An 18,725-nucleotide genomic window follows, 5' to 3' on the forward strand; every position below is an offset into this window, starting at 1 on the left:
ATGAAAAAGAGCATTATACTGATATTAGCGCTCCTGCCGTTTCTCGCGAGAGCACAGGAGACGCCCAAGTCATGGGAGGAACTCGACCGGCGACCCATCCCCCAATGGTGGACGGACGCCAAGTTTGGCATCTTCATCCACTGGGGACTCTACTCCGTGCCGGCCTATGCCCCGGTAAAGGAGGTGGAAGGCGTGTATGAGAAATATGCGGAGCACTATTATGCCCGGTTGCTGAACAAGAACAAGTTGTTTACGGATTTCCATAACAAGACCTATGGCAAGAACTTCAGGTATGCGGACTTCGCGACGCTCTTCAAGGCCGAGCACTTCAATCCCGAAGACTGGAGCAGCCTCTTTGAGAAATCCGGGGCCAAATATGTGGTATTGACCTCCAAGCATCACGACGGGTTCTGCCTGTGGAACAGCACCCAGTCCCCGCAATGGAACAGCGTGGTCATGGGGCCCCACATCGACATCATCGACTCGCTGTCCCGGGCCGTAAGGCGACACGGACTGCACTTCGGGCTCTACTACTCGCTGTTGGAATGGGCGCACCCGCTCTATTCCAAAGGAACCATCAGCCGATGGGTCGACGAGCACATGATTCCGCAGGTGCAGGAGCTGGTCTCCCTGTATCGCCCGGAGGTCATCTTCGCCGACGGGGAATGGGACTATGACAGCGAGACCCTGCAAAGCCGGAAGCTCCTCACCTGGCTCTATGACCGGTCGCCCGTGAAGAACACGGTCGTGGTGAACGACCGCTGGGGAGCGGAGACCCGCAGCAAGCACGGAGGCTACTACACTACGGAATACAATCTCGTACACAACACGGAGGGCATAGGCGACAAGGCCTTCCATCCCTGGGAGGAAAGCCGGGGCATCGGGACCTCTTACGGCTATAACCGCTTCGAGTCCGTGGAAGACTATCTGTCGGCGAAGGAGCTGATTCGCCTACTGGCCCGCACCGTGGCGAACGGCGGCAACCTGCTCCTGGACATAGGGCCGGACGCCAACGGGCTGATACCCGTCATCATGCAGGAACGCCTGTTGCAGATGGGACAGTGGCTACAGACGAACGGCGAGGCCATCTATTCCTCGAAGCCCTGGCGCAAGGGGCATGTCAGCGAGAAAGAAGCATATTGCACCCAAAGGGACGGCAACCTCTATATCATCTGTACGCAGTGGCCCGAGAAGCCGCTCAGGATAACAGGGCTCGACAAGGCCGGCAAGGTGGAGATGCTCGGCTATACCGGAAAGATAGGGACGACCTTCAAGAACCTGGAGCTCGTCATCACTCCTCCACAAATCAACCCGAATCAGCTGCCCTCGCAACTGGCATGGGTCTTCAGAGTCAAGAATACTTATTAGGTTAGACATAGGTTAGTTGAGGAGGAGGCTATGGCAGCGGCCATGGGCGCTCCTCCTTTTTTCCAAGTCCGACTTTCAACACATAGACAAGATGAGACGACTGACAATCATCCTATCAATATTGCTGGTATCCGCAACGCTCTTCGCACAGGGAAGAACGGTAAAGATACTGGCCATCGGCAACAGCTTCTCGGAAGACGCCGTGGAGCAGAACCTGCACGAACTCGCCTTGGCGGCCGGATTCACCACCGTCATAGGCAACATGTATATCCCCGGGTGCCCCCTGGAGCTCCATGCCCGGAACATCCGGCAGGACACACGGGCCTACCGCTATCGTAAGATAAAACCCGACGGAGAAATGGAGCAGACCGACAGCATGCGGATAAGCGACGCGTTGGCGGATGAGGAGTGGGACTATGTAAGCGTACAACAGGTAAGCCACCTGTCAGGGCTCTATGAAACTTACCAACCTTATCTACATCAACTTGTTTCCTATATCCGCGGCAGGGTCTCCCGCAAGACCAAAATCATATTCCACCAGACATGGGCCTATGCGCAGAACTCCACACGGGAAGGGTATGAGAATTATGGCAAGAACCAACTGGCCATGTTCAACGCAATCCTCAGCGCGACCGGAAAGGCCGCCAAGGAAGAAGGCATAAAGATTATAATCCCGTCGGGCACCGCCATCCAGAATGCCCGCACCTCATCCTACGGCGACACCCTGACGCGCGACGGATTCCACCTGAACCTGCTCTATGGCCGGTATACGGCTGCCTGCGCATGGTTCGCCCGGCTCTTCAGGCGGAGAGCCGTGGGCAACGGGTATGTCCCCAAGGGCATGACACCCGCCCAAGCCTTGATCTCACAAGAGTCCGCGGATGCCGCCGTGAAGCATCCCGGCAGAATCACCACCATCCGACACTGACAACCATGAGAGCCTTCATACAAAGACAGAAACGGCTGTATATGGCATTGGGCACGCTGCTTGTCCTCTGCCAGACGGGCATGGCCCAGCAGCCCAAGACCCCCGAGGAGGTAAGCCGCTATATCCGGGAGTCATGGGAAAAGACGATAAGATTCCGCCCCAACGACTCAACAGACCACATCGGGCTGCCTCACCCCTATACCGTGCCCTGCATGTCGGGGCGATTTCAGGAGATGTACTACTGGGATACCTACTTCACCAATGCGGGACTGCTCGCAGACGGGAAAATCAAGCAGGCCGTCAACAACACGGAGAACCTTGCCTCGATGGTAACGCGCTTCGCAAAGATACTTAACGGAAGCAGGTTTATGTATCAGGATCATTCCCAGCCGCCCTACCTGTGCATGATGGTAAGCGACATCTTCGACGAGACACGGGACACGGCCTGGCTCGCGCGGATGTATCCGCTCATAACAAAGGAATATAACTTCTGGATGAGCAAGCGCATGACTCCCTGCGGACTGAACCGCTACAGCAACGACCTCGTGCAGGCAAAACCCGACAAGGGCATGGCGGAATACGCCCACTCACGCACCCGAAACCCTATATCGCTGGATGGCATGAGCGACAGCGAGATGGGCAAGTATGCCTCCGACGCGCGCTCGGAGTGTGAGTCAGGCTGGGACTTCACGCCCCGCTTCGAGAACCGATGCGGCGACTTCTGCCCCGTGGACCTGAACTCCAACCTCTATTTCTACGAGACCCATCTCGCCCGCTTCGCCAAGTTGTTAGGAAAAAAGGAAGAGGCTGGGAAATGGAGGCAGGCCGCCGCTCACAGGAAAGGGCTCATGCAACGGCTCATGTACAATGCAAAAGACGGCATGTACTATGACTATGACTTTGTAAACGGCAGGATGTCGACCGTGAAATCGGCCGCCGTCTTCAGCCTGCTGTTCGCCAATGTACTGTCTGAAAGCACGGGCACCCAATTGGCCACCCGCGCGCTGGCGGCCTTGGAGTTCCAAGGCGGCCTCGTGGCTACGGCCCGTGATTCCACAGCCTGCACCTATCAATGGGCCTATCCTAACGGCTGGGCCCCGCTTCACTATCTCGCCATCAGGGGACTTCGCCAGTACGGGATGGAGCGGGCGGCACGCCGCATTGCGAGAAAATATGTGAACACTCTGAGCGATATCTATACTCTGACGGGAAACCTATGGGAGAAATACAATGCCGTGGAAGGTAACATCAATGTGAATAGCGAGAGCAATTATAACCTTCCGCCCATGATGGGCTGGACGGCGGGCGTATTCGAATATGCATGGCACTATCTGAATCACTAAACCATGCTACGGAGTTATAATACTCCCCCACCCTGCTTCTTATCGCCAGACCGAAACACAAGTTGCTCTCGGGAATGTGTTAATACAGCGTGTAATCAGGTTACGAATAACGAGTAATCAGGTTACACGCTGTGCGTAATTGACCTGCCATATACAATATCAAACGCTCGCTATGTCGTCGAGGGCTATCTTGTGGTCGATGTTCTGGACAATCTTCAACTTCTATATGCTCCTTTTGGCACCGTTCACATGCGCAATTCCTCGGGGCGATTAATGCCGTTCTCCTCGCAATGCTTCTTGATGAGTTCTCAGAACTCCTTGCCGTAGCGTTTGGCCTTGCCAGCTCCTACGCCCAGAATGTCTTGCACTTTCATTTGGAATGTGCGGAACAGATATGTTTGTAATATCAAGTTAAGTATTCTTTGAGGCTAAGATAACATTTCAATGTCAAATATCCAAGAAATCAAATATACTTTTGTATTACGATACATAAAATTATTGGGATGATACAAAAAGCAAAGACTTACTATGATTAATTTGCATTACGATTTATCTATAATTTGATTTGAGGCAAAAATTAACATGTTATTATATTATAAAAATAGAAAACAAAGACGATTTTTTACCATTCAAACAAAAATGTCAGTATCAAACTGCGTAAAATAGGTACTATTCATCAGGTATGAGATGAGCTAATTCTGGATCGTTTTTGATTCTTACAAGTTCATCCTTTAGAATCTGTTTTACCTCAAGTTTTATATGATTGTAGTTTTCATGTATCTTTTCGTCCATATTACACTTTCCCTCATTATCCGTAAAGTTCGCAACAATTGGAATAGGCTCGTACCTCTTCATTTCTGCCAATACCATGGCACTGTCCACTACTATCTCTGCATGGAAAATCTTTTGGTCGATACGCTCATCAAAGTTATCGGACACTGCTCCTACAAACATTCCTTGTGTGAGGTTTGAAATCTTGCTTGCCGGGATAAGACTGTCCATTTGCGTGGAGATAGAGGTAGATTTATCATTACGGTTGATAGTCATAGACTGACGTTGCTGGAGAACCTTACCGAACCTTTCAGAAAGCGTCTTGGCAGTTTCTCCCACGACCTGCCCACTGAACACATTACCCACCGTGTTCTGGATTACCTTGCTCTCCTTGTCGCCATAGTCCCTTGTTAATTGGCTAAAATCTTGAAAGCCCAAACACACCGCTACCTTATTGCTTCGTGCAGTAGCAATGAGATTATCCAAACCACGAAAGTAGATTGTCGGCAGCTCGTCGATGATGACAGAGCTTTTAAGTTGCTTTTTCTTGTTAATAAGTTTCACGATACGGCTGTTATATAGTCCAAGTGCAGCCGAATAGATGTTCTGACGGTCGGGATTATTGCCCACTACTAGAACTTTCGGCTCATTGGGATTGTTGATGTCGAGCGAGAAATCATCGCCCGTCATTACCCAATAGAGAGCAGGGCTTATCATACGTGATAGCGGTATCTTGGCACTGGCTATCTGTCCCTGCAACTGGTCCTGTGCACCACCCTCCCACGCATCCATGAAGGGCGAAAGGTAGTTGGCAAGTTCATCGTATGAAGTGAGTATTGGAAATATCTGTGCGTAGGGACGATTAAGGAACTCAATGGCGTGAGGGAAGGTACAATACTTTCCGTTCTCATAGATTTTTAGAAACCATATAATGGCTGCCAATAGGATAATCGGAGACTCCACGAAGAAATCTCCCTGTTTCTGTATCCAAGAACGGTTGAGGTTGAGCATAATCGTGTAGGCACTCTCGTAGGCATCTGATATGTCCGTCATAAAGGCGGGATTGATGGGATTGCAGCGATGCGACCTGCGTGGGTCGTCAAAGTTAATTACATAGAACTGCGGTTTTACCTTGTAGGCATCCAAGTGATGAAGCAGGTGATTGTAGGCAATCTCAGAAAGGTCGGGGAACTTATAGTCGTAGATATACATGGCAAAGCCTTTCTCAATCTGCTGCTTGATATAGTTGTTCACAATGGCATAGGACTTACCCGAACCTGGTGTGCCGAGCACCATTGAGGCACGGAATGGATTGACTACATTGATCCAGCCCTTGTTCCACTTCTTTTTGTAGTAGAAGCGTGTGGGTAGATTGACGGAATACTCGTTCTGCATCAGCCTTGTTTCCTGCATAAAACTCTCATTCTCCGTATTGAAAACATCGTCCATCAGGTTGTTTTTGAGCAGACGGCTCATCCATACACCGCCCATCAGCAGGCAGATATAGCCCACGGATAGTGTGAAGATATAGAGCGTAGCTGCACCAATCTTACCAATGGGCAACGCCAGCAGCCACCAGTTGAGAAAGAAAAAGACAAAGCCGGAGAAAAGCACCGTCCAAATCTTTGGCCACGTGATTTTCTCTTCCTTCACTCCTTTTGTCCCAAGGCAGGACAAGGCAAGAAACACCACACAAAAGAGTTTTGTCCAAAGTATGGATGAGAACAAGCCCGTGGTGCGCTGAAAGTTCATGAGTATCTTGTTGATGATACCGAGCGTAAAGTGCCACTCTTGAAAAGCCTCGTAACAGAACCAATAACAGTTAATGAGGAGGAATATCACGGATATTCCCCGCATAAAGTCCATGACTTTACCCAATGCCCTTAAATCATCTTCCTGTGCCATAATGCTATGTTTTTGTAGCCTCCTCCAACCCCTCCGAAGGGAGGGGAGATTGAAATGCTCGTTTATTTAATGTTTTCTTCGTCTAAGTTTTACCTTACTTTGTCTGCGGAGTTTACGCTGCCATGCAGTTTCCTTCCAATCATCGTTGCCCATCGTTCCGAATGACTCGCCCACCATATCCTCTATAAGTTCATCGACAAGGTTGTCTCCTTCTTCCGTCTCTGATTGCGAGGGTTGAATGGTCGGCGATTGTTCCAAACGGGCAGACGAACTGCCATACAGCGTTTCATCCAAGAATGGGTTATGCGTTGGATTGGAGAAATAGGCGTTGAATACATTGGCGGCATATCCCTTGCCCAATCGGGAGCCATTGAGCGCAATGCCTCCTTCGTCGTCAATAAAGGTAATGCCATAGATGCGTCCGCTTTCGTTTTTTCGGATAACCACACGCATGCCCTGTTCCTCCAATCTTTTTCGGAGTTTTTCTTCTGTATCGGGAGCAGTACGCATAACTTCCAACACCTTCCTTCTAACGGCTGGAATCAATGGCTTGATGACTTGCTTCGATTTCTGCATCCTGTTCTGTACGGCAGTATAGCCCACACCACGACCGATGTCCGAGGCATGGATAGGTGTGCTTATTTTGTTGCCTTTGTCATCGGTTGGGACATAGACAAGCCCGTCGTATTTCCTTCCCCGAAACTCCGTTTTTACTTCTTCTACAGCAACACTGTATGTGGAGAGGATGGCGTTCAGCTCACCCAAGGAACAGAAGCGATAATGCTTCAGCACCATACAGAGGATACTTGCCACCTGCTCCTTGATGTTTCCCTTACCCATATCCACCTTGGGCGTTTCTGTTTCCGCCTTCTCACTGACCTTTGAGCTTGGAATGAGGTTGTATTTCCTTTCTAAAGCGTCGGTAATCTGCTTGCTTCTCCGCTTTTCAAACCTGTCATTGATTTTCTTTCCCTTGCTGTTAACCCGAAGCGACACGATGTGTATATGCTCACGGGCGATGTCACTATGCTTGAATACGATGTAAGGCTGTTTGCCATAGCCAAGTGCCTCCATATAATCCTTGGCTATCAGCGTGAGCGTTTCATCGGAGAGCTTCTCGTCCGGATGCGGATTGAGGGAACAGTGGAACACCGTTTTCTTCGTTCGGCATTTCCTCGGTATCAGAGCCTCCATATCGGCAAACACCTCCTCCATCGTATAACGACCCTCCCTGTCCTGATACAACTCAGTGGCAAGAAGAATGCTTGCTTCCCCTTTCTCCACCTTTTTGAAGTTGTAGCCGAGTGCCCCTCCAAGGTTCTCCGTACTTGAAATCTTTGCTATCATCTTTTGCGGTAGTCTATGGTCAGACGGATAGCCTGTTCCTGCAAGGCAATGATTTGAGCAGACAATTTCTCCAATTTTTCAAGAAGAATCTGTGCGGTCTTCACGCTGTGGTAGCTGTTGATGGCCCGCACGGTCTGGTTATAGAGCACGCCAATCTTATGGATTTGTGCCGTCAGTTCGGATAGTTTTCGGTAATATTCCACGGCGGATTTATCCACCGTAATCACCTTGAAATGCTCTCCAAGAATGCGACCACGCACGAAATCCGACTTGGTTTCTGCACCTGAACGCTGAAACAAATCTATCGCCCTTTGCTGGTCTTTCGGGTTGGGCAACCGTACATGCCAGTTGTCCCAACGTGGCTTCTCTGCCGCCTTTCGTTCTGAACTATGTCCCTCTTTCTTATCCATATCCATTTGGTTTCTAATTACGACTTTGGAGGAATTTATCCCCCTTCGGGGCAAGGGTCTTTGTGGTACAAACTGCGGTTTGTGTTACAAAGACACACCTTGCCAATATCAAGAGTTGATACGATTGAAGTATCCACCCTTTTGGGGTGTCTGCTTCGGGATGTTACCTCCATGTTTTATTCTCGTCTGCAAAGTTACGGCGGATTTTCAAATATCTCATTATCAACGATATTCACTCTTTTTCCTTTCATTTCCCTCAATTTCCCTAAGGGTTGGAAATGACTGATTTACTGACTTACTTTGCAACTGATTTAGGTCGCGACTCACTCATTGACCAACTCTGTTACCAACTAACTGAGCTCAGTCGATAAGTTCATTGGCCAAAGACTCGGTCAGTCGTCAAGTCAGTAGATGAGTCGGTCAGTAAGTCGGTTCAGGAGTCAGCCCGTCCATCAGTAAATAAGTCAAGATGGACTCCCTTACTGACTGACTGATTAACTTACTCACTCATCAACTGAGCCAAGAGTAAACCACAAAGCAGATAAAACAAAAAAAAAACAGAAACAATGAAACAACAATCCACAAAACAGCCTGTATTTTTAGGCTTTGCATCTCAAAAAGGCGGTGTGGGCAAAAGCAGCCTTGCCGAAGTCCTCGCCTCCATCCTTTATTACGAAAAGGGAGCCTCTCTCTTGGTCGTGGACTGTGACGGGACACAAGAGTCCTTTTTCAAGCTGCGGCAAAGAGAACGCCGTATGATTGAAAATGACGAGGAACTATCCCGGCAGATGACGCAATTCTTTACCAAATTCGGAAAACAGGCTTATCCGATCATCCGCTCAACACCGAAAGATGCCATAAAGGATGTCAAGGAATACGTCAGTTCACATGACACCGAGATAAGCCTTGCCATCTTCGACTTTCCCGGTCATGCCGGAACCGAAGACCTGCTTCAACTTTCCATAGACATGGATTATATCATCACTCCCATCGAAGCCGATCCCCAATCCCTGGTCTCCAGTTTTGCATACGCCAAGGCTGTCAGGGACTTGGGAATAGGACTAAGCGATGCGCACATTAAGGACCTGCTCTTACTTTGGAATAAGATCAACCGCAGCGCCAGCACCATTGTCATGGACCATTACACGCAGTATGCAAAGGAACAGGAAATCAATCTCTTTGATGCCCATGTGTATCATTCTGTAAGATTTTCAAGAGAGTTGGGGCAAGGTGGCGTTAAGGGGGTGTTCCGAAGTACTTATCTTCCCCCCTCGCTATCCTTGCGGCTTCCAACGGGGATAGACTTGTGGGTGGAGGAAGTGATGGAGAAATGTCATATTATACCTCAATAGCCTATGAGTTCCATCAACGAAGAACGGAAGAAAATCCTGCAACAAAAGCTCAAGGAGATGGGTAATTTTGGGGTGCAGGTACGCAGTCCGGAAGATTCCCCCTTCTATGACCAGCCCACGGACTATGAACGCGAGTTAGAGCGCTTGAAGCCTGATAAGGAGCAAGTGGAGGCAGAACCGTCCGGGAGTTCTGCGCCCGTGTGTGCAGAAGCGGCTGGCACTGCCGGGCTTGCATCGGAAAGGAAGCCTAAAGCCAAGGAATGCAAGGAGGAAAGTATAAGAGCCAAATTGTCTTTTGAGGAATATCGCGAACGCTACCTTAATTGTTCGCAACGCGGCAGCGGAAAATCCGGATTCACCATCAACAGTGATATTCTGCAACTGCTCAGGGATGTTCTCCGTGATGTCCGTTCCAAAACCACCTTGACCTCTTACATAGAAAATATTCTACTTGAGCATTTAAGGGAAAACCAAGCCATGCTCAACAAGGCAGCGGCACAGTATAAACGTAACCAAACACTCAATTTATGACCGATACATTATTATTCGATGCCTTCCTTCTTTTAGGATTGGCGTGGATGCTTATCAGCATTGTCTATTTCTGCGTGCGAATGGACAGGTATTTATCTCCTGTTGAAAGCATGCTGTCAATGACCAAGCAGAGGAACCGGAGGCTGCATACCTCCAATTCCTCAAAGAAGATACCCAAAACAGTTCAAGGCTTGCGGACTGTCCGGATATAGAGAGTTACCGTAACCGCTTTCTCCAGACCTCCCGCTTTACTCAAAGAACGGCTTTTACCATGAACGTGGAAACCTTGCAGTTGCTTCGTAATGTTCTCCATGATTTGAATGAGCGTGTGCCAATGGCTTCCTATATAGAGAATATCTTACGGGAGCATTTACGGGCACATCAGGACCTGCTCAATGATGCCGCCGACAAACAGAGAAGACTGAATACGTTAAAATTGTAAACGATGGAAACGATTCTTATCAACATAATCCTTCTATTGGGCGTGGTGTGGCTGATACTCGGCATTGCATACCTCTGGAAAGTGTTTCAAGACTCTGCAACCCAATCGGGGAAGATTACTCCGGGCCGGAAAGAAAACAGGCAAGGCGAGAGCCCCAAGCCTGCCGTTTCCCAAGAGCAGACAGACAATGCCCGCCATATTTTGGTGGGCAGGAGCAAACCTTTCGTTTCCCCGTCTGTCCCCGAAGTTCCCGCTGTTTCCCCAACTGAAAATCCAGCCGAAAAACCCGGTACTTTTGCAGGGGAAAATCCTCCGGTACCCGAAGAAACAGAAGATGCGGAAGGTACAGCCGAAGAGAACGGGATGCAGATTGACTACACGATGGACGAGCCGGATGAGGACAGCATCGTTCGTGAAGAACTGCAAATTGCGGATGATGCAATGCCGGAGGTCTCACCGTCCGCCATTCTCGCACGGGACTTAGTTCGTGTCAATGGTTGGCACAAGAATGATGATGCGCTTGACGGGGTAAACGAAGCAGAGGTGCGGGACACGCTGCAAAGCATTCGGGGTACACAGCTCATGGACTATATCAAGGAGACAACGCTCAAGCAGGAGAAAGACCATCAGAAACTCCTTGCCGCCATCCGCAAGGCGGAGGAAGCGGAAATGATGAGCGAAGAAACAACCTATCCTGATAATGATACAACACAAGATGGCGATGATGTGTCGGAAGAAGCCGACCGTCCGCTGTCCTATTATCTGTAAAAATGATTTCTTGATTTTCATATTTCGGAGGAATGCAGGGGGTGGCTCAAAAGTAAAACAATCAGCCAATATCTGTCATACGATAAAACCGAGCCACCCCTAACACCTCCACAAGAAGACAATTCGTTTAACAACTTAAAATAAACAGCAAAATGAACAACAAAAAAATCACAATGATGCTGCTCCTGCTGATGGCTACCGCCGTGGGAGCATACGCACAAGGCAACGGCATGGCGGGTATCAACGAAGCCACGAAGATGGTAACCTCGTACTTCGATCCGGGCACGAAACTCATCTATGCCATCGGTGCCGTGGTAGGCTTGATTGGTGGCATAAAAGTGTACAATAAGTTCAGTTCGGGAGACCCCGATACGAGCAAGACCGCCGCCTCTTGGTTCGGTGCGTGTATCTTCCTCATCGTGGCAGCAACCATCCTGCGCTCCTTCTTCCTGTAACAATGGCTGAGTGGGAAATCAACAAGGGTATAGGTCGGACGGTGGAGTTCAAGGGCTTGAAGGCGCAGTATCTCTTCCTCCTTGCGGGAGGCTTGCTTGCCGTCTTCATTCTCGTGGTCGTACTCTACCTCTGCGGAGTCAGCCAGATTGCCTGTCTGGTCATAGGCGTAGTGGGTGCCACCCTCGTGGTGTGGCAAACGTTCGCCATGAACCGAAAGTATGGGCGGTATGGGCTGATGAAGCAGGGGGCGGTGCGTATGCACCCACGCTACCTTGTGAACCGCCGTACCGTCTTTCATCTTATCCGTAACCTTCAACCCCAAAGAAAGAAGAAATGAGAAATGTAAGCAAGATAACGACCTTGGAATCGAAATTCCCGCTGCTCTCCGTCGAGCAGGGGTGCATGGTGAGCAAGGATGCGGACATCACGGTGGCTTTCCGTGTGGAACTGCCCGAACTCTTTACCGTCACCTCCGCAGAATACGAGGCGATGCACTCGGCTTGGCACAAGGCAATCAAAGTGCTGCCTAATTACAGCATCGTCCACAAGCAGGACTGGTTCATCAAGGAGGACTATCGGTGCAGGCTCTCCGACGGTGGGTTGAGTTTCCTTGCCCGTGCATCCGAACGGCACTTCAACGAGCGTCCGTACCTGCATCACAGCGTTTACCTGTTCCTTACCAAGACCAACAGGCAGCGCATGGCGCAGCAGAGCAATTTTTCCTCGCTCTGCCGTGGACACCTGCTGCCCAAGGAAATCACCAACAAGGACGAGGTGATGATGTTCATGGAAGCCGTCGATCAGTTCGAGCGTATCATCAATGACACCGAACAGATAAGGATTACCCGCATGACGGAGGAAGAATTGGTAGGCACAAAGGAAAAAGGCGGTTTGCTGGATAGGTATTTCTCCCTCTCGGAAGAGGGACACGCCTCGCTGGAGGACATCCGTCTGGGTGCTGACCTTGTGCGTGTGGGCGATAATATGCTTTGTCTGCATACGCTCTCTGACACGGACGACCTGCCGACTACGGTCAGTACCGACAGCCGGTATGAACGGCTCTCCACCGATAGGAGCGACTGCCGTCTTTCCTTTGCCGCTCCCGTGGGCTTGATGCTGCCGTGTAACCATATCTACAACCAGTATATCTTCATCGAGGACAGCGACGCCAATCTTGAACGCTTCGAGAAGCAGGCAAGGAACATGCACTCGCTGGCTCGTTATTCCCGTTCCAATCAGATTAACGAGGAGTGGATACAGGAATACCTCAACATCGCCCATTCGCAGGGCTTGACCTCCATCCGTGCCCACTTCAACGTACTGGCATGGAGCAGCGACAAGGAGGAACTGCGTGCTGTCAAGAATGACGTGGGCAGTGCCCTTGCCCTGATGGAGTGCCGACCACGCCACAACACCATTGACGCGGCAACGCTCTATTGGGCGGGTATTCCCGGCAATGCCGCCGATTTTCCCGCGGAGGAAAGTTTCTATACCTTCATCGAGCCGGCTCTCTGCTTCTTTACGGCAGAGACCAACTACAAGGACTCGCTCTCTCCCTTCGGCATCAAGATGGCAGACCGTCTTTCGGGCAAGCCCATCCACTTGGACATCTCCGACCTGCCGATGAAAAAGGGCGTGATTACCAACCGCAACAAGTTCATCTTGGGTCCTTCGGGCAGCGGCAAGAGTTTCTTCACCAACCACATGGTACGCCAGTATTACGAGCAGGGGGCGCACGTCCTCTTGGTCGATACGGGTAACTCATATCAGGGCTTGTGTGAGCTTATTCACCGCAAGACCAAGGGAGAGGACGGGGTATATTTCACCTATACGGATGAACATCCCATTTCATTCAATCCTTTTTATACCGATGATTACGTCTTTGACGTGGAGAAAAGGGAGAGTATCTGTACCTTATTGCTCACGCTCTGGAAGAGTGCCGATGAGCATATCACCAAGACAGAAGCAGGCGAACTTGGTTCTGCCGTCAATACTTATATAGAACTTATCCGGACGGATCATACCATCGTTCCCTGCTTCAACACCTTCTATGAGTATCTGCGGGACGTCTATCGGGAGGATATGCAAAAGCGGGACATCGAGGTAACGCTCTCGGACTTCAACATCAACAACCTCCTGACGACACTGAAGCAATACTATCGTGGCGGTCGCTACGACTTCCTGCTGAACTCGGACAAGAACATTGACCTGCTCAGTAAACGCTTCATCGTCTTTGAGATTGACCAAGTGAAGGACAACAAAGACCTTTTCCCCGTGGTGACGATTATCATCATGGAGGCTTTCTTGGGTAAGATGCGAAGACTCAAAGGTATCAGAAAGATGATACTTATCGAGGAAGCGTGGAAGGCGATTGCCTCGGCAAACATGGCGGACTATATAAAATATTTGTATAAGACCGTCAGAAAGTATTTCGGTGAAGCCATTGTCGTGACGCAGGAGGTGGACGACATCATCCAGTCACCCATCGTCAAGGAGAGCATCATCAACAACAGCGACTGCAAGATACTGCTCGACCAGCGCAAGTATATGACCAAGTTTGACGGCATACAGGCGATGCTCGGCTTATCTGAAAAGGAGAAAAGCCAGATTCTCTCCATCAACCAGAACAACGACCCGAACAGGCTTTACAAAGAGGTATGGATTGGCTTGGGCGGTATGCAGAGTGCCGTCTATGCCACGGAGGTGAGCATGGAGGAATACCTTACCTACACCACGGAGGAAACAGAAAAGGTGGAGGTCATGCAACGTGCGGAACAGCTCGGCGGTGACATCGAGACCGCTATCCGTCAGTTGGCTGCTGAAAAGCGTGCTGCACGAAGTAGATAGATTGCTCTTTGATATAAGACTCCACGGATTATAGTATTAAACACTAACGAGCAAGGGTGTTAAACACTAATGATTGACACTCCTTAATGAGAATTCAAATAAACATATTATTCACATCATAAACAAGAAAGAACAATGAAGACAAAGATTTTAATGCTGATGATTTGTGCCGTTCTCTTTATGAATGGCAAAGCCCACGCACAGTGGACGGTCTATGACCCAGGCAACTTCGCGGGCAACATCGCCAACTCCGTCAAGGAGATTGCCACGGCTGGCAAGACGGTCAAGAACACCCTGGACGGATTCAAGGAGGTGGAGAAGCTCTACAACGACACCAAGAAGTATTACGATGCGCTGAAGAAGGTGAACAATCTCATCGGCGATGCCTACAAGGTTAAGGAGTGCATCCTCATGGTGGGCGACATCTCGGAGATTTACGTTACCTCCTATAAGAAAATGCTCTCGGACAGGAACTTCCGTCCCTCCGAACTCGCTGCGATGGCTTCGGGCTACGCCAAGCTGCTGGAGCAGAGCGGTGAGAGCCTGAAGGAACTCAAGTCCGTTGCCAAGTCGGGTGTCTTTTCCATGAACGACCACGAGCGCATGCAGGCTATCGACCGTATCTACACCACATTGCGCGAATACCGCTCGCTCGTGTCATACTACACACGAAAGAACATCTCCGTGAGCTATGTCCGTGCAAGGGAGAGGAACGACCTCGCCTCCGTCAAGGCACTCTACGGCAATACGGCAAGCAGGTATTGGTAATCCCACAGGCAGGACAACAATAAAACATTTACCAAACAGATTCGCTTATGGATTTTGCCAGTTTACACGAGCTTCTACGCTCGACCTACGACGAGATGATGCCCCTCTGCGCCCAGATGACGGGTATTGCCAAGGGGATAGCGGGCTTGGGCGCACTCTTCTACATCGCCCTTCGGGTGTGGGCTTCCATTGCCCGTGCCGAGGCGATAGACGTGTTTCCGCTGCTCCGTCCCTTTGTGCTGGGCTTCTGCATCATGTTTTTCCCGACCATCGTGCTGGGTACGATGAACGCCGTGCTCTCGCCCGTGGTGCAGGGGACGGAGATGATGGTGCATCAGCAGGAGGGCAACCTTGCGGAGCTTACCGCCAAGAGAGATAAGTTGCAGGAGGAAGCCTACCTCAAGAATCCCGAAACGGCCTATATGGTGTCCAATGAGAAATTCGATGAGAAGATAGAGGAAATGGGCATCATCGGTCCGGAGGATGCCGTGACGATTGCGGGGATGTACGCCGAGCGTGCCGCCTACCAGACCAAGCAATGGGTGATGAAGCTTGTTCACGACCTGATGGAACTGCTGTTCCATGCCTCGGGGCTTGTCATCGACACGCTCCGCACCTTTATCCTTATCGTCCTTTCGATACTCGGTCCGATAGTATTCGGCATTGCCGTGTGGGACGGTCTGTCGGGTTCGCTCACGGCTTGGTTCTCACGCTATATATCGGTCTATCTGTGGCTGCCTGTCAGCAGTATCCTCACGGCACTGCTCACCAAGATACAGGTGCTGATGATGCAGAAGGACATCGAGGCGCTCAGCGACCCGAACTACCTGCCCGATTCGGGGACGTGGTACTACATCGTATTCTTCCTCATCGGCATCGTGGGCTACTTCTGCGTGCCTACCGTGGCAGGCTGGATAATCGAGGCAGGCGGCGGTATCGGCTCCTACGGTCGCAATGTCAATCAGACGGCACAGCGTGGCGCACATGGTGCATACACGGGCGGCAAATATGTGGCAGGTGGCGCAGGTGCAGCCATCGGCAATGTGGGCGGACGTATCAAGGGCAGGCTGTTCAAGGGAAAATAATCACCAATAAAGAAAGGAAAGAAATGGAATTCAAATCACTCACCAATATCGAGACTTCCTTCAGACAGATACGGCTCTACGCCTTTGTCTTCGCCATCGTGTGCGTGGCGGTGAGCGGTTATGCTGTCTATGCCTCGTATGCCTTTGCCAAGGAGCAGCGGGAGAAGATCTATGTGCTTGACCAAGGAAAGTCGCTCATGCTCGCCCTCAGTCAGGACGCAAGCCGTAACCGTCCCGTGGAAGCCCGCGAGCATGTCCGCCGCTTCCACGAGCTGTTCTTCACCATTGCGCCCGACAAGGATGCCATTGAGGGGAATATGCAGCGTGCTTTTCTGCTTTGCGACAAGTCGGCTTTCAACTATTACAAGGACTTGGCGGAGAAAGGCTATTACAACCGCGCCATATCGGGCAATGTAAACCAGCGCATAGAGGTGGACTCCATACACTGCAACTTTAACGCTTACCCTTACGAGGTAACGACCTTTGCCCGGCAGTTCATCGTCAGACAGAGCAACGTCACGGAGCGAAGTCTTGTCACGACCTGCACGCTGCAGAACTCCGTCCGCTCGGACAACAATCCGCAGGGCTTCCTGATGGAGCATTTTCTTGTGCGTGAGAACAGGGATATTCAAACCTATAAACGATAAGGCTATGGCAAGGAAAGGAAACCATCCGCTCGCCCGCCATTATCTGAGGCTTCATCTGTGGCTCCGCCATCGGTGCGAGAAGCTCACGATAAGACAGCGCAAGGAAATCGTCTATGGGCTGAGCATTGTCTATCTTATCTGTTCCCTTTGGATGATAGCACAGTTCTTCCTGCCTCCAGAGGAGGAAAGACTGCCTGTCCCCAAGGGAAAGCTGATGGACAGTCCCATACGGACGGACAGCACTTTGCACGAGCTATACGGCAATTATTACCTACAACATCATCAAAAAAATCGACAACAATGGATAATAAACAGAAAGAACAACTGAAGAAAGGCCTGGTCTTCGGAGGGCTGGGACTGCTGTTCGCCCTCTCGATGTGGTTCATCTTTGCCCCGTCGGGCAAGGACAAGACCGCTGCCGGACAGGGTTTGAACGACAGCATACCGCAGGCGACCACCGAGCAGCTGACGGGCAACAAGCTCAAAGCCTACGAGCTGGGCGACAAGGCGCACGAGCAGCAACAGGCACGCGAGGAGATGGGACGACTGTCCGACTACTTCGCCGAGAATACGGCTCCAACGGAAACGGAACGTGCCGAAGCAGCCGCTTCCACGGCAAAGATTGAAAGCTCGATGCGCCGTTATGAGGAAAACAACCGTCTGCTAAACTCTTTTTACGCCCCCGATCCGTATGAGGAGGAGCGTGAGGCAATGAAACAGGAGATAGACAACCTCAAAAAGGAATTATCCTCCAAGGACAGCAGGGAGGATGATGAGGAGAAACGACAGCTCGCCTTGATGGAAAAGAGCTATCAGATGGCGGCGAAGTATCTGCCAAAGACATCTGCCACTCCACCGTCTTTGGCCAATGCTTTTACGGATGGAAAGGATAATGGAAAACCATCCGATGATGCTATGAAAAATCAGACAGCATCAACCAATACACCCGCAGTGGAAGTGTTGGCGGAGGGCAAACAGGTGGTGTCCTCGCTTAACCAGCCGATGAGCGATGCGGATTTCATTGCGGAATACGGCATGAAAGCACGCAATTTAGGTTTCCATTCGCTCACAGGCACGGCTGCTCCCATGATGCGCAACACGCTCAAAGTGGTGGTGGACAGGACGACCACGCTCAAGGAGGGCGACAATGTGGTGCTCCGTCTGTTGGAGACTGCCAAGGTGCAGGGACTGCGCATTCCACGGCAGAGCCGGCTGATAGCTGTTGCCAAGATTGAGGGCAACCGTATGCACCTGCTCATCAGGAGCATTGAGGTGGGGGGGCATATCATAGCCGTCAAGCTCTCGGCATACGACACGGACGGACAGGAGGGTGTGTATATCCCCGGCTCGGAGGACATCAACGCTCTCAAAGAAGTGGGGGCGAACATCGGAGGCTCGATGGGGACATCTTTCACTTTCGCTTCCTCCGCCAAGGACCAGATTATCTCCGAGGCGGCCCGTGGCGTGATGCAGGGCGCAAGCCAGCTTCTTCAAAAGAAACTGCGCACCGTCAAGGTAACACTCAAAGGGGGCTATCGCCTGTTTTTGGTTCAGACCAAATAAAATAATGGAAAATGAGAAGTAAACAATAACATCAAATCAATAACAGCAATGAAGAAACTTATTTTATCAGTGATGCTACTTGCATCAGCAACGGGGGCAGCCTTTGCTCAAGAGACAGACAGCAATGTAGTGCTCAATCCCAACCGTCCGCTCTCTTCGGGCGAATTCTTTCAAGGTATGAGCCGTGCCATTCC

19 protein-coding genes and 1 pseudogene are annotated in these 18,725 nt (G+C 50.7%); 16 read left to right on the forward strand and 4 right to left on the reverse strand.

Going from position 1 to position 18,725, the window contains the following annotated elements:
* From BM114_RS10285 to BM114_RS10295, 3 genes are all read left to right on the forward strand, one after another.
* Positions 1–1,368: an alpha-L-fucosidase gene (locus BM114_RS10285; RefSeq protein WP_092113160.1), complete on the forward strand. Its 1,368-nt coding sequence runs from the start codon at positions 1–3 to the stop codon at positions 1,366–1,368.
* A 91-nt stretch (positions 1,369–1,459) separates the two neighbouring features.
* A complete protein-coding gene (locus BM114_RS10290; RefSeq protein ID WP_092113164.1) occupies positions 1,460–2,296 on the forward strand; it encodes a DUF4886 domain-containing protein in 837 nt (278 codons plus the stop codon).
* A 5-nt stretch (positions 2,297–2,301) separates the two neighbouring features.
* Positions 2,302–3,639 carry an alpha,alpha-trehalase gene (locus tag BM114_RS10295; RefSeq protein ID WP_255406489.1) on the forward strand — a complete coding sequence of 446 codons (1,338 nt, stop codon included), beginning with the start codon at positions 2,302–2,304 and terminating at the stop codon, positions 3,637–3,639.
* A 159-nt stretch (positions 3,640–3,798) separates the two neighbouring features.
* Here BM114_RS10295 and BM114_RS14735 read toward each other — a convergent pair whose 3' ends face one another.
* The 4 genes from BM114_RS14735 to BM114_RS10310 form a co-directional block, all read right to left on the reverse strand.
* On the reverse strand, positions 3,799–3,858 hold the full coding sequence (locus BM114_RS14735) for a hypothetical protein (protein ID WP_369808422.1): 60 nt from the start codon (positions 3,856–3,858) through the stop codon (positions 3,799–3,801).
* Between the two features lie 450 nt (positions 3,859–4,308).
* Positions 4,309–6,315, reverse strand: a complete 2,007-nt coding sequence (gene mobC / locus BM114_RS10300; protein ID WP_092113168.1) for a conjugal transfer protein MobC — start codon at positions 6,313–6,315, stop codon at positions 4,309–4,311.
* Positions 6,316–6,381: 66 nt separating this feature from the next.
* Positions 6,382–7,662, reverse strand: a complete 1,281-nt coding sequence (mobB, locus tag BM114_RS10305) for a conjugal transfer protein MobB (protein WP_092113171.1) — start codon at positions 7,660–7,662, stop codon at positions 6,382–6,384.
* A complete protein-coding gene (locus BM114_RS10310; protein WP_092113215.1) occupies positions 7,659–8,072 on the reverse strand; it encodes a plasmid mobilization protein in 414 nt (137 codons plus the stop codon). Before BM114_RS10310 ends, mobB begins: the two co-directional genes overlap by 4 nt.
* 566 nt (positions 8,073–8,638) lie before the next feature.
* Here BM114_RS10310 and BM114_RS10315 point away from each other — a divergent pair.
* The 13 genes and pseudogenes from BM114_RS10315 to BM114_RS14635 form a co-directional block, all read left to right on the forward strand.
* The gene (locus BM114_RS10315) at positions 8,639–9,424 is read left to right on the forward strand and encodes a ParA family protein (protein ID WP_092113175.1); all 786 of its coding nucleotides are present in this window, start codon (positions 8,639–8,641) and stop codon (positions 9,422–9,424) included.
* A 3-nt stretch (positions 9,425–9,427) separates the two neighbouring features.
* Positions 9,428–9,955, forward strand: a complete 528-nt coding sequence (locus tag BM114_RS10320; RefSeq protein WP_092113178.1) for a DUF3408 domain-containing protein — start codon at positions 9,428–9,430, stop codon at positions 9,953–9,955.
* Between the two features lie 208 nt (positions 9,956–10,163).
* Positions 10,164–10,397, forward strand: coding sequence for a DUF3408 domain-containing protein (locus BM114_RS14740; protein ID WP_092113183.1), 234 nt, complete (start codon positions 10,164–10,166; stop codon positions 10,395–10,397).
* A gap of 3 nt (positions 10,398–10,400) precedes the next feature.
* Positions 10,401–11,165 carry a hypothetical protein gene (locus BM114_RS10330; protein ID WP_092113186.1) on the forward strand — a complete coding sequence of 255 codons (765 nt, stop codon included), beginning with the start codon at positions 10,401–10,403 and terminating at the stop codon, positions 11,163–11,165.
* A gap of 152 nt (positions 11,166–11,317) precedes the next feature.
* Positions 11,318–11,620 carry a DUF4134 domain-containing protein gene (locus tag BM114_RS10335; RefSeq protein WP_025069449.1) on the forward strand — a complete coding sequence of 101 codons (303 nt, stop codon included), beginning with the start codon at positions 11,318–11,320 and terminating at the stop codon, positions 11,618–11,620.
* A gap of 2 nt (positions 11,621–11,622) precedes the next feature.
* A complete protein-coding gene (locus BM114_RS10340) occupies positions 11,623–11,958 on the forward strand; it encodes a DUF4133 domain-containing protein (protein WP_092113189.1) in 336 nt (111 codons plus the stop codon).
* Positions 11,955–14,468, forward strand: a complete 2,514-nt coding sequence (locus BM114_RS10345) for a TraG family conjugative transposon ATPase (RefSeq protein WP_092113191.1) — start codon at positions 11,955–11,957, stop codon at positions 14,466–14,468. Before BM114_RS10340 ends, BM114_RS10345 begins: the two co-directional genes overlap by 4 nt.
* Positions 14,469–14,603: 135 nt before the next feature.
* Entirely contained in the window at positions 14,604–15,236 is a 633-nt protein-coding gene (locus BM114_RS10350) for a DUF4141 domain-containing protein (RefSeq protein ID WP_092113194.1), read from the forward strand.
* A gap of 47 nt (positions 15,237–15,283) precedes the next feature.
* Positions 15,284–16,321, forward strand: a complete 1,038-nt coding sequence (traJ, locus tag BM114_RS10355; RefSeq protein ID WP_092113196.1) for a conjugative transposon protein TraJ — start codon at positions 15,284–15,286, stop codon at positions 16,319–16,321.
* A gap of 23 nt (positions 16,322–16,344) precedes the next feature.
* Positions 16,345–16,968 (forward strand): conjugative transposon protein TraK, encoded by a 624-nt coding sequence (gene traK, locus BM114_RS10360; RefSeq protein WP_092113198.1) that lies wholly within the window; start codon positions 16,345–16,347, stop codon positions 16,966–16,968.
* A gap of 4 nt (positions 16,969–16,972) precedes the next feature.
* Entirely contained in the window at positions 16,973–17,296 is a 324-nt protein-coding gene (locus BM114_RS10365; RefSeq protein WP_092113200.1) for a hypothetical protein, read from the forward strand.
* Positions 17,269–18,531: a conjugative transposon protein TraM gene (gene traM, locus BM114_RS10370; protein WP_092113202.1), complete on the forward strand. Its 1,263-nt coding sequence runs from the start codon at positions 17,269–17,271 to the stop codon at positions 18,529–18,531. The genes BM114_RS10365 and traM overlap by 28 nt, the downstream gene beginning before the upstream one ends.
* A 48-nt stretch (positions 18,532–18,579) precedes the next feature.
* Positions 18,580–18,725, forward strand: a pseudogene (locus BM114_RS14635) (conjugative transposon protein TraN); the annotation flags it as partial.

The organism is Prevotella sp. KH2C16, assembly GCF_900113305.1.
GTDB lineage: Bacteria > Bacteroidota > Bacteroidia > Bacteroidales > Bacteroidaceae > Prevotella.

What these genes read in the sequence shown, in the direction of transcription:
- BM114_RS10335 (WP_025069449.1), top strand. Translation starts at nt 11,318, where the DNA reads ATGAACAACAAAAAAATCACAATGATGCTGCTCCTGCTGATGGCTACC.
- traM (WP_092113202.1), top strand. Translation starts at nt 17,269, where the DNA reads ATGGATAATAAACAGAAAGAACAACTGAAGAAAGGCCTGGTCTTCGGA.
- traJ (WP_092113196.1), top strand. Translation starts at nt 15,284, where the DNA reads ATGGATTTTGCCAGTTTACACGAGCTTCTACGCTCGACCTACGACGAG.
- mobC (WP_092113168.1), bottom strand. Translation starts at nt 6,315, where the DNA reads ATGGCACAGGAAGATGATTTAAGGGCATTGGGTAAAGTCATGGACTTT.
- BM114_RS10345 (WP_092113191.1), top strand. Translation starts at nt 11,955, where the DNA reads ATGAGAAATGTAAGCAAGATAACGACCTTGGAATCGAAATTCCCGCTG.
- BM114_RS10310 (WP_092113215.1), bottom strand. Translation starts at nt 8,072, where the DNA reads ATGGATAAGAAAGAGGGACATAGTTCAGAACGAAAGGCGGCAGAGAAG.
- BM114_RS10290 (WP_092113164.1), top strand. Translation starts at nt 1,460, where the DNA reads ATGAGACGACTGACAATCATCCTATCAATATTGCTGGTATCCGCAACG.
- traK (WP_092113198.1), top strand. Translation starts at nt 16,345, where the DNA reads ATGGAATTCAAATCACTCACCAATATCGAGACTTCCTTCAGACAGATA.
- BM114_RS10350 (WP_092113194.1), top strand. Translation starts at nt 14,604, where the DNA reads ATGAAGACAAAGATTTTAATGCTGATGATTTGTGCCGTTCTCTTTATG.
- BM114_RS10330 (WP_092113186.1), top strand. Translation starts at nt 10,401, where the DNA reads ATGGAAACGATTCTTATCAACATAATCCTTCTATTGGGCGTGGTGTGG.
- BM114_RS10285 (WP_092113160.1), top strand. Translation starts at nt 1, where the DNA reads ATGAAAAAGAGCATTATACTGATATTAGCGCTCCTGCCGTTTCTCGCG.
- mobB (WP_092113171.1), bottom strand. Translation starts at nt 7,662, where the DNA reads ATGATAGCAAAGATTTCAAGTACGGAGAACCTTGGAGGGGCACTCGGC.
- BM114_RS10315 (WP_092113175.1), top strand. Translation starts at nt 8,639, where the DNA reads ATGAAACAACAATCCACAAAACAGCCTGTATTTTTAGGCTTTGCATCT.
- BM114_RS10320 (WP_092113178.1), top strand. Translation starts at nt 9,428, where the DNA reads ATGAGTTCCATCAACGAAGAACGGAAGAAAATCCTGCAACAAAAGCTC.
- BM114_RS10340 (WP_092113189.1), top strand. Translation starts at nt 11,623, where the DNA reads ATGGCTGAGTGGGAAATCAACAAGGGTATAGGTCGGACGGTGGAGTTC.
- BM114_RS10365 (WP_092113200.1), top strand. Translation starts at nt 16,973, where the DNA reads ATGGCAAGGAAAGGAAACCATCCGCTCGCCCGCCATTATCTGAGGCTT.
- BM114_RS10295 (WP_255406489.1), top strand. Translation starts at nt 2,302, where the DNA reads ATGAGAGCCTTCATACAAAGACAGAAACGGCTGTATATGGCATTGGGC.